General features: G+C 62.6%; 11 protein-coding genes. 6 read left to right on the top strand and 5 right to left on the bottom strand.

Annotation, left to right across the window (positions count from 1 at the left end):
* Positions 1-144: 144 nt before the first annotated feature.
* From gcl to ACZ5FP_RS20880, 4 genes are read left to right on the top strand one after another with little or no spacing between them, the layout of a single operon-like run.
* Entirely contained in the window at positions 145-1929 is a 1785-nt protein-coding gene (gcl, locus tag ACZ5FP_RS20895) for a glyoxylate carboligase (RefSeq protein ID WP_346305694.1), read from the top strand.
* Between the two features lie 25 nt (positions 1930-1954).
* Entirely contained in the window at positions 1955-2770 is an 816-nt protein-coding gene (gene hyi, locus ACZ5FP_RS20890) for a hydroxypyruvate isomerase (RefSeq protein ID WP_464664402.1), read from the top strand.
* 4 nt (positions 2771-2774) lie between these two features.
* A complete protein-coding gene (locus ACZ5FP_RS20885) occupies positions 2775-3659 on the top strand; it encodes a 2-hydroxy-3-oxopropionate reductase (RefSeq protein ID WP_346305692.1) in 885 nt (294 codons plus the stop codon).
* 33 nt (positions 3660-3692) lie between these two features.
* Entirely contained in the window at positions 3693-4967 is a 1275-nt protein-coding gene (locus tag ACZ5FP_RS20880; RefSeq protein WP_464664401.1) for a glycerate kinase type-2 family protein, read from the top strand.
* A 2-nt stretch (positions 4968-4969) separates the two neighbouring features.
* Here the strand turns inward: ACZ5FP_RS20880 and ACZ5FP_RS20875 are convergent, their stop codons facing one another.
* The gene (locus ACZ5FP_RS20875) at positions 4970-5137 is read right to left on the bottom strand and encodes a DUF1127 domain-containing protein (RefSeq protein WP_464664400.1); all 168 of its coding nucleotides are present in this window, start codon (positions 5135-5137) and stop codon (positions 4970-4972) included.
* A 130-nt stretch (positions 5138-5267) separates the two neighbouring features.
* Positions 5268-5720 carry an Lrp/AsnC family transcriptional regulator gene (locus tag ACZ5FP_RS20870; protein WP_223615429.1) on the bottom strand — a complete coding sequence of 151 codons (453 nt, stop codon included), beginning with the start codon at positions 5718-5720 and terminating at the stop codon, positions 5268-5270.
* Between the two features lie 123 nt (positions 5721-5843).
* Here ACZ5FP_RS20870 and ACZ5FP_RS20865 point away from each other — a divergent pair, with 123 nt between their 5' ends.
* Together ACZ5FP_RS20865 and ACZ5FP_RS20860 are read left to right on the top strand one after the other, a co-directional pair.
* Positions 5844-8897 (top strand): aminotransferase class III-fold pyridoxal phosphate-dependent enzyme, encoded by a 3054-nt coding sequence (locus tag ACZ5FP_RS20865; RefSeq protein ID WP_464664399.1) that lies wholly within the window; start codon positions 5844-5846, stop codon positions 8895-8897.
* 85 nt (positions 8898-8982) lie between these two features.
* A complete protein-coding gene (locus ACZ5FP_RS20860) occupies positions 8983-9999 on the top strand; it encodes an amino acid ABC transporter substrate-binding protein (protein ID WP_464664398.1) in 1017 nt (338 codons plus the stop codon).
* A gap of 55 nt (positions 10000-10054) precedes the next feature.
* On the opposite strand, the gene ACZ5FP_RS20855 is transcribed toward ACZ5FP_RS20860, so the two are convergent.
* Genes ACZ5FP_RS20855 through ACZ5FP_RS20845 form a run of 3 tightly spaced genes read right to left on the bottom strand, consistent with a single transcriptional unit; the run spans position 10055 to position 13272 of the window.
* Positions 10055-11602, bottom strand: coding sequence for a DHA2 family efflux MFS transporter permease subunit (locus ACZ5FP_RS20855; RefSeq protein WP_223615426.1), 1548 nt, complete (start codon positions 11600-11602; stop codon positions 10055-10057).
* Complete coding sequence (locus tag ACZ5FP_RS20850; protein WP_464664397.1) at positions 11595-12815, bottom strand: HlyD family secretion protein; 1221 nt, start codon at positions 12813-12815, stop codon at positions 11595-11597. The genes ACZ5FP_RS20855 and ACZ5FP_RS20850 overlap by 8 nt, the downstream gene beginning before the upstream one ends.
* Positions 12808-13272, bottom strand: a complete 465-nt coding sequence (locus ACZ5FP_RS20845) for a MarR family winged helix-turn-helix transcriptional regulator (RefSeq protein ID WP_105735155.1) — start codon at positions 13270-13272, stop codon at positions 12808-12810. Before ACZ5FP_RS20845 ends, ACZ5FP_RS20850 begins: the two co-directional genes overlap by 8 nt.
* Positions 13273-13412: the final 140 nt, after the last annotated feature.

Below are 13412 nucleotides of genomic sequence, written 5' to 3'. Positions count from 1 at the left end.
GTGTTGCATTGGCATAATCTGGCGCGGTTGATTTTACCAGTTTTATTGAAAATCTTTATTTCCATATAATGAGAATGATTTCCAGAAATTCATTGTGTGATTCATGAAACGGATTATGATCCCACTAAATCTGGAGGAATGATCATGACCAAAATGCGTGCTGTCGATGCTGCGGTTCTTATCCTGGAAAAGGAGGGGATCGATTGCGCTTTCGGTGTGCCGGGCGCGGCCATCAACCCGTTCTATTCGGCGCTGCGCGCCCGCGGTTCGGTCCGCCATATCCTGGCGCGCCACGTGGAAGGCGCTTCGCACATGGCGGAGGGCTATACCCGCGCCAATCACGGCAATATCGGCGTGTGCATCGGCACTTCGGGCCCGGCCGGTACCGATATGATCACCGGTCTTTACTCGGCCTCGGCCGATTCCATCCCCATTCTGTGCATCACCGGGCAGGCGCCGCGCGCCCGTCTCGACAAGGAGGATTTTCAGGCCGTCGATATCGCTTCCATCGCCAAGCCGGTGACCAAATGGGCGGTGACCGTGATGGAACCCGGCCTGGTGCCCTACGTTTTCCAGAAGGCTTTCCACATCATGCGCTCGGGCCGTCCGGGTCCGGTGCTGATCGACCTGCCGCTGGATGTGCAGCTGGCGGAAATCGAATTCGACGCCGACACCTATGAACCGCTCGAGCCGTACAAGCCCGCCGCAACGCGCGCGCAGGTGGAGAAGGCGCTTGTTATGCTCAATGCGGCGGAACGGCCGCTGATCGTGGCGGGCGGCGGCATCATCAATGCCGATGCCTCCGATCTCCTGGTTGAATTTGCCGAAATCACCGGCGTTCCCGTCATCCCGACATTGATGGGCTGGGGAACGATCCCGGACGATCACCGGCTGATGGCGGGCATGTGCGGCCTGCAGACCTCGCACCGCTACGGCAACGCCACGCTGCTGGCGTCGGACTTCGTGCTGGGGATCGGCAACCGCTGGGCCAACCGCCATACGGGCAATGTCGCGACCTATACGGAAGGGCGCACATTCGTGCATGTCGACATCGAGCCGACCCAGATCGGCCGCGTTTTCGCACCGGATTTCGGCATTGTCTCCGATGCGGGCAAGGCGCTGAAGCTGTTCCTCGACGTGGCCACCGAATGGAAGGCCGCAGGCAAACTGCGCGACTGGTCGGCATGGGCGCGGGAATGCCAGGAGCGCAAGCGCACCCTGCTGCGCAAGACGCATTTCGACCAGACGCCGCTGAAGCCGCAGCGCGTCTACGAGGAGATGAACAAGGCGTTCGGCCGCGACACCTGCTATGTCACGACCATCGGCCTCAGCCAGATTGCCGGGGCGCAGTTCCTGCATGTCTACCGCCCGCGCAACTGGATCAATTGCGGTCAGGCCGGTCCTCTCGGCTGGACCTTGCCCGCCGCCCTCGGCGTGCGTGCCGCCGATCCGCACCGGCCGATCGTGGCGCTCTCCGGCGACTATGATTTCCAGTTCATGATCGAGGAACTGGCCGTCGGCGCCCAGCACAAGCTGCCCTATCTGCACGTTGTGGTGAACAATTCCTATCTCGGGCTGATCCGCCAGGCGCAGCGCGGCTTCAACATGGATTTCGAAGTGTCGCTTGCTTTCGACAACATCAATGCGTCTGATGACGCGGAGAAAGGCTACGGCGTCGACCACGTGGCGGTGGCCGAAGGTCTCGGCTGCAAGGCCATCCGCGTGCGCAGCCCCAACCAGTTTGCCGACGCCTTTGCGCAGGCGCAGGCGCTGATGGACGAACACCAGGTGCCCGTGGTCATCGAGTTCATCCTCGAGCGGGTGACGAATATCTCCATGGGCGCCGACATCAATGCGGTGGTCGAGTTCGAGGAGCTGGCCGAACAGAAACAGGATGCGCCGACCGCCGTCGCGGCATTCCTTGACTGAATTTCACTGACTTTCCGGAGGTCTCATGCCCAAATTTGCAGCCAATCTGACGATGCTCTTCAACGAGGTTCCGTTTCTCGACCGCTTTGCACTGGCCAGCCAGGCGGGTTTCGATGCGGTGGAATATCTCTTCCCCTATGAATTCGATGCGGCCGTTCTCAAACAGAAACTCGGGCAGCACCGGCTGGTGCAGGTGCTGCACAATCTTCCGGCCGGCAACTGGGCGGGCGGCGAGCGCGGCATCGCGGTGCTGCCGGACCGCATCGACGAGTTCCGGCGCGGCGTTGCCACGGCCATCGACTATGCCACCGAGCTGGGGTGCAGGCAGATCAACTGCCTTGCCGGCATCGCGCCGGTCGGGCTGGCGGCCGATGTGCTGCGCACGACATTCGTGCACAATCTGCGCCTGGCGGCGCAGGAGCTTGCCAGGCACCAGATCCGCCTGCTGATCGAGCCGATCAACGCCTACGATATTCCCGGTTTCTACCTGAATACCGTCGAACAGGCGGCATCGATCATCGACGAGGTCGGCAGCGACAATCTCTTCATCCAGTACGATCTCTATCACCAGCAGCGCACGCGCGGCGAACTGGTGGCGACCTACCAGCGCCACAAGGACCGGATTGCCCATATCCAGCTGGCCGACAATCCCGGCCGGAACGAGCCGGGCACGGGCGAGATCAACTATCCCTTCGTGTTCGAGGCACTGGACGAGGCCGGTTACGCCGGCTGGATCGGCTGCGAATACAAACCAAAGACTGAAACGCAACGCGGACTGGGCTGGCTGAAGGATTTTTCCGACGCGCAGAAATCCGCCGACATCTTGAGAATGAGGAGCTGAGGACATGGCTGACATAGGTTTCATCGGACTGGGCATCATGGGCACGCCCATGGCACGTCACCTGCAGGATGCGGGGCATGACGTCTACACCTCGAAATTCTTCATCGAGCCGCGCCCGGAACTGGTCGAGAACGGCCTGAAGATCGTTGAAAGCCCCAAGGCTCTCGCCGAAAAGACGGATATCATCATCCTGATGCTGCCGGATACGCCCGAGGTCAAGGACGTGCTCTTTGGTGAAAACGGCGTGGTCTTCGGCCTGAAGCCGGGCAAGCTCGTCATCGACATGAGCTCGATCTCGCCGATTGAAACGAAGGAATTCGCCAAAAGGGTTCGCGAGACGGGCAGCGAATATATCGATGCGCCGGTGTCCGGCGGCGAGGTGGGCGCCAAGAACGCCACGCTCAGCATCATGGCGGGCGGCGAGCAAAGCGCCTTCGACCGGGCCCTGCCGCTGTTCAAGCTGATGGGCAAGAACATCACGCTCGTCGGCGATTGCGGCGACGGCCAGGTGACCAAGGTTGCCAACCAGATCATCGTTGCCCTGACCATCGAAGCCATTTCGGAAGCGCTGGTGCTGGCGTCGAAGGCGGGTGCCGATCCGGCACGGGTGCGCGAGGCCCTGATGGGCGGCTTTGCCTCCTCGCGCATTCTCGAACTGCATGGCGAGCGGATGATCAAGCGGACATTCGAACCGGGTTTCCGCATTTCGCTGCACCAGAAGGATCTCAACCTGGCTTTGCAGAGCGCCAAGACGCTGGGCGTCTCGTTGCCCAACACGGCATCGACGCAGGAACTGTTCAACAGCTGCGCGGCGAACGGTGACAGCGGTCTCGACCACTCCGGACTGGTCAAGGCGCTGGAGCGCATCGCCAACCACGCGGTCGCCTGAGTTCAACCGACAAGGCCACGGGGGCGGACAATAATGACATTGAAAACCGCCCCCAGGGCATTTTTGGCATCCCTGTTTGACGCCGCCGTGGCGGCGGCGCAGGCCGAACGCACCGTTGCCGCCAACCTGCCGGACCGCCCGAAAGGGCGCACTATCGTCATCGGTGCGGGCAAGGGCTCGGCGCAGATGGCGCGCGCTTTCGAACAGGCCTGGGATGGCCCGCTGCAAGGGGTTGTGGTCACCCGTTACGGTTTCGGCGTGGCGTGCGAGCAAATCGAGATCATCGAGGCGGCGCATCCGGTGCCCGATGCGGCGGGTCTGAAGGCCACAGCAAGATTGTTTGACGCGGTTGCTGGCCTGACGGAGGACGATCTTGTGGTGGCGCTGATATCGGGCGGCGGTTCCGCGCTGTTACCGGCACCGCCGGAAGGCATGGCACTCGATGACGAGATTGCGGTCAACAAGGCATTGCTGGCATCCGGCGCACCCATCGCCGCGATGAACACGGTGCGCAAGCATCTTTCAACCGTCAAGGGCGGGCGGCTGGCCGCCGCCGCCTTTCCGGCCAGGGTCGTTACCTTGGTCATATCCGATATTCCGGGCGACAACCCGGCCCTGGTTGCATCGGGACCGACCGTGCCGGATGAAGCATCGCTCGACGATGCACGGGCGATCGTGCGCCAGTACAATCTTGCATTGCCGTCCGCGGCCTTGCGGCATCTGTCGCTGGATGCGGCCCGCGCACCCAGCCCCGGCGATGCCGGGTTTGCCCGCAACACGGTCCGCATCATCGCTTCAGCGGCGGTCTCGCTCGACGCGGCCGCAGCGGAGGCGCGGCGCCAGGGCGTCGACGCCGTCATCCTGTCCGATGCCATCGAGGGCGAGGCAAGGGAGGTGGCGCATGTGCATGCCGCGCTTGCCCGCGAAGTTTTGACCAGAAACCGGCCGTTCACGGCGCCGGTGGTTCTCCTGTCCGGGGGAGAAACCACGGTCACCGTGCGCGGGAAGGGCAAGGGCGGGCGCAATACGGAGTTTCTTCTGTCTTTTGCGCTTGGTATCGCCGGGGCCGGGGGCATCTCGGCGCTGGCCGCCGATACGGACGGCATCGATGGTTCGGAGGACAATGCCGGAGCCTTTGCCGACGGCAGCACCGCCGCGCGGCTGGCGGGTCTTGGGAGGGACGCGCGCAGCCTGTTGAATGCCAATGATGCGTGGTCGGCGTTCGATGCCCTCGGTGATCTGTTCGTGCCGGGCCCGACAGGCACCAATGTCAATGATTTCCGGGCCATTTATATTAAAGGGTCCTGACCCTAGTTCCTTTCGCGTTGGCTGCCCGAATAGGAGCGGACGGGAATGCCAAGGACATGGATCAGCGGATCGATGCCGAGGTCGGCCAATTGATCCAGCGGCAGGGTGTTGAGTTCGGCAATGGTGCGGCGCGCATTGCGCCAGGCAATATAGTTGCGGTAAATGTTCATTTTCATACCTCGTCTTTGTTCGTCAAATAGACCTGTGAACACGACGGAGTATGCGCGGACCGGTCAAAAACCGGTATCCCGTTTGGCCGAAGAGATTGCCTGATCCTCCGAGAGTGAGGCCGGCCGGCGGCTATTCTCCCGCGTCGCCGCCCATCCGGTCGATGTCGCGGCGCAGGATGATGGATGTGGTGACGTCATCGACTTCCTCCAGCAGCGCCACGGTGTTGCGGATCGTGTTGAGATGATTCATCGACGGCACCTCGACCTCGACAATCAGATCGAGCTGCCCGCTGACCGAGGAAACGCGCCGGACTTCCGGACGGGCCGCAAGCTGGTCCAGCACGCCGAGCGCCGGGGTGCGCACCAGGCTGATCAGCAGGAAGGCGCAGATCACCCCCTCGTTCAGTTGTCCGATATCGGCCCGGTAGCCACGGATGACCCCCGACCGTTCGAGAAAAAGAATGCGCTCGCTGGTTGCGCTGCGCGACAGACCGATCTTTCCGGCGAGCGTCTTCAGCGGAATCTTGGCATCGCGCGACAGGATGCTCAGAATGTTCCGGTCCTTTTCATCGAGTTCCTTCATTGCCCTCTTCTCTTCCCCCGACCAAATGCCGGTTCAGGCCGTCCTTCTGACGGTCAAACCGGCGGATTAACGGATGCCCCATTTTGAGGCCCGTGCCAAGCTCTGGCGAAAAGGAGTTGATGCATGATCAATCTGTCCCATCCGGCACCGGCATTTTCGAATGCGGAAGCCCTCGCCATCGCCAAGGAGCATTTTGGCGTCGAGGGCCGGATCAGTTCGCTCGCCAGTGAACGCGACCAGAATTTCCGGATCGATGCATCGGATGGCTCCATCTGGATTCTCAAGGCCGTCAATTCCAGCGAGCCGAAGGACCAGAGCGATTTCCAGACGGCGCTGCTGCATCATCTCGAAGCAAACGCATCCGACCTGCCGGTGCCAAGACTGCGCCGGTCGCTGGATGGGCAGGTGCTGGTGCAGGTTCAGTCCTCGACCGGCGAACAGCATTGCATCCGCATGGTGTCCTGGCAGGACGGCGATCCCCTGGCCGAACGCGAACGCACGCCGGCGGTCCTGCAAAGCCTCGGCGGCATGCTTGGGCGGCTGGACAGGGCCATGCAGGGCTTCATGCATCCCGGCGCGCTCAGGACATTCGACTGGGACATGCGGGCGGCGGGCCTGTCGCGCCAGCGCCTGAAATATATCGACAATGCCGAGGATCGTGCATTGCTCGGCCGCTTCCTCGACCGGTTCGAGGCGCGGGTGGCGCCGCGCCTGCCTCGCTTACGCGCCGCCGTCATCCACAATGACGCCAATGACTGGAACGTGCTGGTCGACCCGGACAATCCGGGGAAAATTGCCGGCCTGATCGATTTCGGCGACGCGCTGCACAGCGTGCTGATCGCGGAAGTGGCGGTCGCCTGCGCCTATTCCATTCTCGATCTCGACGATCCCATCGGGGCGGCAGTCGCCATCGTTGCGGGTTTCCATGCGGAATATCCCCTGCAGGAACAGGAGCTGGATCTGCTGTTCGACCTGATCGCCATGCGGCTCGTCACCAGCGTCACGCTGTCGGCGCAGCGCAAGGACAAGACGGATGACAATCCCTATCTCGCCATCAGCGAGGCGCCCGCATGGGCATTGCTGCGCCGCCTCGATGCGATCAATCCGGGCTTTGCCACGGCGATTTTCCGCCATGCCTGCGGATATGATGCGTCTGCGGGTGCCAAGGCGGTTGCCGGCTGGATCAAGCGCAACAACCGGACTTTTGCTCCCGTTCTCACGCAGCATCCGGCCACCGCGGCCAAGGCGCTGGTTCCCTATGGCGATCCCGAAAATGCTATGACCGTCTGGTCCGCGGCGCAGCAGCCGGACAAGGCAACCGCATGGTGGGATGCCTATTGCGCGGAAAACGGTATTGCGCTTGGCATCGGGCCGTGGGGCGAGGAACGCTCCGTCTATACCGGTGTGATGTTCGAATCGCGTTTCATTGCCGGCGAGCGGCGCACCCGGCATCTCGGCCTTGACCTCTTCATGGCTGCAGGCACGAAGCTGTTCACCCCCATCGCGGCAACTGTCGCAGAAGTCGTCATCGAGCCCGATCCGCTCGGCTATGGCTGCCTCGTCAAGCTCGAGCATGCGCCGGACGGCTGCCCGCCCTTTGCAACGCTGTGGGGGCATCTTGCGCATGAGGCCCTGACGCGGCTGCGTCCGGGCGACGTGCTTCAAGCGGGCGATCTCGTCGGCCAAATGGGCGCGCCGGCGGAAAATGGCGGCTGGGCACCGCATCTGCACCTGCAATTGTCGGTCGATACATCCCTGTCGGCAACCGCCATCCTCGGCGTTGGCGAAGCGCGCTATCTCCCGGTCTGGGGCGAACTCTTCCCGGACCCGGCCAATTTCATCGGCCTGCCGCGCGAGACATTCCAGCAGACGGGGCGCAGCCGGGAGGCCATTGTTGCCGCGCGCCGTACGTCGCTCCTGCCCAATCTCTCCATTTCCTATGCGGAGCCGATCAAGTTCGTGCGCGGCGAGGGTGTCTGGCTGATCGACGATCGCGGCCGGGCCTATCTCGACTGTTTCAACAATGTCTGCCATCTCGGCCATGCGCATCCGGATGTGGTGAGGGCCCTGTCGTGGCAGGCGGGCCTGCTCAACACCAACACGCGCTATCTCCACGACAATATCGTCACCTATGCGGAGCGGCTGACCGCGACACTGCCCGGTGATCTCGCGGTCGCGACCTTCGCCTGTTCGGGCAGCGAAGCCAACAGCCTGATGCTGCGGATGATGCGGGCGCATACGGGACGCGAGGAGGCGATTGTTCTCGATTGGGCCTATCATGGCACGACGCAGGAACTGATCGATCTCAGCCCCTACAAGTACAAGCGCAAGGGCGGCAAGGGCCGCAAGCCGCATGTCTATGAGGCCGCCATTCCCGATCCTTACCGCGCGCCGTCCGACTGGCCGCAGGCGGAGATTGCCAGCCGCTATGCGCAAAGCGTTGCCGAACAGATCGAACAGATGCGCCGGGCGGGCAAGGCGCCGGGCCTGTTCCTTGCCGAGTCCATTCCCAGCGTTGCCGGTCAGGTGTTCCTGCCGGATGGTTACCTCAAAGAGGTCTACGCGATGGTGCGTGCCGCCGGCGGTATCTGCGCGGCGGATGAGGTGCAGGTCGGTTTCGGCCGCGTCGGCAGCTATTGGTGGGCGTTCGAGACGCAAGGCGTCGTGCCCGACATCGTCACCATGGGCAAGCCCATCGGCAATGGCCATCCCATGGCGGCGGTGGTGACGACGCGCGAGATCGCCGCCTCGTTCAACAACGGCATGGAATATTTCAACACATTCGGCGGCAATCCGGTTTCCTGTGCGGTCGGCCTTGCGGTGCTCGATGTCATCGAGCGCGACGATCTGCGGCAGAATGCGCTGGAGACAGGCAATTACCTGCTGCAGCGCTTCAAGGAGATGCAGGCCCGCCATGCCGTCATCGGCGATGTGCGCGGACAGGGGCTGTTTCTCGGCGTCGAACTCGTCACGGACCGCAAGAGCAAGGAGCCTGCCACGCAGATCGCCCGCGCCATCAACAACGGTGCCAGGGAACGCGGTGTCCTGATGGGAACGGAAGGACCGCACGACAACATCCTGAAGCTGCGCCCGCCGATGATTTTCAACCGGGCGAATGCGGATTATCTGATCGACGTGTTGGAGGACACGTTCACGGCCGTCCTGGCGAACCAGTGATCCAAACACCGAAGAACGAACGAACCGCCGGGCAGCTGTCCGGCGGATGGGAAAGATTTATTCAATCACAATGAGGGAGAACATCATGAAACGGACTGCACTTCTCGCCCTGCTGCTAGCATCGGCAGCCTTTACCGCCACCCCCGCCAAGGCCGACACGCTGTCGGTGATCAAGGAACGCGGCCGCGTCAATTGCGGCGTCAGCCAGGGCGTCCTCGGCTTTTCCAATGCGGACAGCACGGGCAAATGGACCGGCTTCGACGTCGATTTCTGCCATGCGGTTTCCGCGGCAATCTTCGGCGACCCGGACAAGGTCAACTTCATTCCGCTTTCCACCAAGGACCGTTTCACCGCGCTGCAGTCCGGCGAAGCCGATCTGTTGTCGCGCCAGACCACATGGACCCTGTCGCGCGACACCACCATGGGCCTCAAATTCGTCGGCACCGCCTATTATGACGGGCAGGGCTTCATGGTGAAGAAGTCGCTGGGCGTGAAGAGCGCGAAAGAGCTTTCCGGCGCTTCGCTGTGCACCGAGACCGGCACGACAACCGAACTCAACGTTGCCGATTATTTCAAGGCGAACAACATCACCTACGAGATCGTCTCGTTCGAGCGCCCGGATGAAACCATTGTCGCGCTGAACAACGGCCGCTGCGATGTCTACACGACGGATGCCTCCGCACTCTACGCGCAGAGGCTGACCCTGTCCGACCCCGAGGGCTTCATGGTGCTGCCCGAGATCATTTCCAAGGAGCCTTTGGGACCGGCCGTGCGCCAGGGCGATGACCGCTGGTTCAACATCGTCCGCTGGACGCTGTTCTCGATGATCGAGGCGGAAGAGCTGGGCATTACCAGGGAGAACATCGCCAAGCAGATGGAATCCGGCAATCCGTCGATCAAGCGCTTTCTGGGCGCCGAGGGGGATACGGGCGCGCCGCTGGGCCTCGACAAGGGCTGGATCTACAACATCGTGTCGACAACCGGCAATTACGGCGAGATGTTCGACCGCAATCTCGGCAAGGGCAGTCCCTTGAAGATCGACCGGGGCATCAACGCCCTGTGGAATGCCGGCGGCCTGATGTATGCGCCGCCAGCGCGGTAAGACGCGGTTACCATGATAAAAGGGCGGGCGGTCCGATGGACCGCCCGCCCTTGTTTCATTCCATCACCGCATGTTCCGGCGGCGCGGCGCTGGGTGCCGGCTTGCGCAGCAGGAACACCAGCGGGATGGCCGCCAGCGACATCAGCATCAGCAGCTTGAAATCGTCCATATAGGCGATGATCGTGGCCTGCAGGGTGATGATGCCGTCAAGTGAAGCGCGGCCCGCCGCCTTCAGCGGGTCGAGATGCTGCATCACGGCAGGCGCATTGAAGGCGTGGTTGAACGGCGTGACATAGGCAGCGATCGAGGCGTGGTTGGTCTGCACATTCTCGGTGATCAGCGCCGTGACGATGGAAATGCCGACGCTGGAACCGATGTTGCGCGACAGATTGTACAGGCCCGTGCCTTCGCCGCGCATGCTGGCAGGCAGGGTGGCAAAGGCAATCGTCGTCAGCGGCACGAACAGGAAGCCGAGGCCCGCACCCTGGATGAAGCCCACCGAAACGATGGTCCACTGCGATACGTCAGGCGTCCAGCCGGTCATATCGTACATGGCCCAGGCGGTCAGCCCGAGGCCGAGCACCAGGAGGAAGCGCGTATCGACCTTGCCGATGAGGCGGCCGACGATGAACATGCACACCATCGTGCCGACGCCGCGCGGGCCCATGACGATACCCGCCGTGGTGACGGGATAACCCATAAGGGTCTGCAGATACGGCGTCATCAGGGCGAGTGAGGCGAGATAGGTCACGCCGACGATGAAGATGAAGAACATGCTGACGGCAAAGTTCCGGTCGAGAAACAGCCTTGGATTGACGAAGGACCGTTCGGCCGTGAAGGTGTGGCTGAGGAACAGGTAGAAGGCGCTGACGCAGACCAGCGCTTCCAGCTGGATTTCGCCGGAGGAAAACCAGTCGAGCTGTTCGCCGCGGTCGAGAAAAAGCTGAAGGGCGGCGATGGCGAGGCTGAGCGTGCCGAAGCCGAACCAGTCCAGCTTAGCCTTCAGCTCCCGCCCGGTTTCGGTGACGAAGGCAACGATGCCGGCAAAGGCGAGAAGGCCGATGGGAACGTTGATGTAGAACACCCAGCGCCAGCTGATATTGTCGGTCAGCCAGCCGCCGATGACAGGGCCGAGCACGGGACCGACCATGACGGAAACGCCGAACAGCGCCATGGCCGAGCCGCGCTCCTCGACGGAATAGATGTCGAGAAGAATGCCTTGCGACAGGGGGACGAGCGAGGCGCCGAACAGGCCCTGCAACAGCCGGAAAGCCACGATCTGCGGCAGCGACTGGGCAATGCCGCACAGCACCGACGCCACAACGAAACCGGCGATGGCGGTGAGCAGCACGCGCTTGCGGCCGAAGCGGGCGGCGAGAAAGCCCGACGGCGGCGTCATGATCGCTGCGGCAACGATGTAGGAGGTCAGGACCCAGTTGATCTGGTCGGCGCTCGCCGCCACGCTGCCCTGGATATAGGGCAGCGCCACGTTGGCGATGGTCGTATCGAGCGCCTGCATGATCACGGCGAGAATGACACAGGCCGTGATCGCGCCGCGATTGGCAACCGGTGCGGTGCCCGGCAGTGCGACGGTGCTAGACATGATCCTTGCTGCCCAGGAGCGATTGCACGAATTGCGGCAGGCCGCGTGCATGGCCGGTATCGACCTCGGCCGTCACGCTCATGCCGACGCGCAGGGGCGGTTTGCCCGCCATATCGTTTATGCTGACGAGCATGGGGATGCGCTGCACAACCTTAACCCAATTGCCGGTTGTATTCTGTGCGGGCAGCAGCGAGAAGCTCGAGCCGGAGGCCGGGCTGATGCTGGCAACCGTGCCTTTCCATTCGACGCCCGGATAGGTGTCGACGGTCACGGTCACCGGCTGGCCGGGCTTCACATAGGTCAGCTCGGTTTCCTTGGGGCTGGCGGCGACCCACATATGGGTTGTCGAAACCAGGCTGAAACCGGCCTGCGAGGCCTGGAGATAGGCGCCGACCTGCAGCGAACTGACATTGGTCACGATCCCATCGAAGGGCGCGCGCACGGTGGTCGCGTCAAAATCGTGCTGGGCCTTGTCGACGGTTGCCTTTGCCGCGAGATAGGACGGGTTCTGCTCGACGGGCTGGTCGGCATTGTTGCCCAACTGGGCGAGCGTGGTGGCAGCCTGTGCCCTGGCGACATCGACCTTCTGCTGCGCGGCATCGAGATCATGCTTGGCCTGATCGTAGGTGGCTTTGGAGACGGCGGCGGTGTTGGTCAGGTCCGCCTGGCGCTGCAGGGTCTTCTGGTAGAAGGGAATGTCGGACGCCGCCTGGGCGATCTCCGCCAGCGTCTGCTTGTAGCTCGCCTGCAGGTTGAGAATCTGGTTGCGAACGGTGCCGAGCTGCGCCTGCGCGCCCTCAAGGGCGATGCGGTAGACGTCGGGATTGATGCGGAACAGGATCTGTCCCTGCTTGACGACCTCGTTGTCATGCACGTCGATGGCGCTGACCAGCCCCGATATATCGGTGGAAACGCCGACCATGTCCGCCTGCACATAGGCGTTGTCGGTGGACATGACCTGCCCGCCGATGACGTAGAAATAGCCGCCGACCACGAGGGCAAGCGGCAGCGCGGCGAAGAGCACGGGGCGCAGACGGTTGCGGCGGGTCTTCGGCGGCGTGATATCGGGCAGCGGCACCGGTTCGTTGACGCGGGCGGCAACGGGTGTTTCGCTGGGTGCATCGGTCTTTTCCAGAACAGGCGCGGCGTGCCCCGGTGCGGCGGGGTGATCGGTATTGGCGGGAATGCGGGAGTTGGGAGATCCGTCAGCCATGGTGTGTCTTCCTGTCATCGACCGGTGTCTGACAGGCATCGATCAAATTGGACTTCATAAGGGTTAGAGTGCGGATGAGATGTTCGCGGTCTTCCGCCGGCACATTTTCGAGGGCTTCGGACCGGGTGACTTCGCCGATGACGCGCATATCCGCCAGATGCGGCCGTGCTTCATCGCGCAGGAACAGCAGCCAGATGCGGCGGTCGGTCGGGTGCCGGCGCCGCTCGATCAGGTTGCGCTCCTGCAGCTTGTCGAGGATGCGCACCAGCGTGATCGGCTCGATTTCGAGGATTTCCGCCAGGCCAGCCTGATGAATCCCCTCATTCTTGGACAGATAGGCCAGCGTCTGCCACTGCGACCGGGTCAGGCCGAGGCATTTCGCCCGCTGTTCAAACCGCTTGCGCAGCAACCGCGCAACATCGTGCAGCAGAAAGCCAAGAGTGGGTGTGTCATCCATGATGTGGGGTTTTGAAACTCATAAGGGTGCTTATAACATTCACACATATAGCATGTGGACTCATGTTTTAGAAGAGACAAGGTGTCACAAGTCAGTGAGGCAAGCCGCATAGCAAAATGCCCGGCCTCAAGGAGACCGGG

This window comes from Phyllobacterium sp. T2-21 (assembly GCF_055378485.1).
This window is presented reverse-complemented; position numbering and strand designations above follow the sequence as displayed.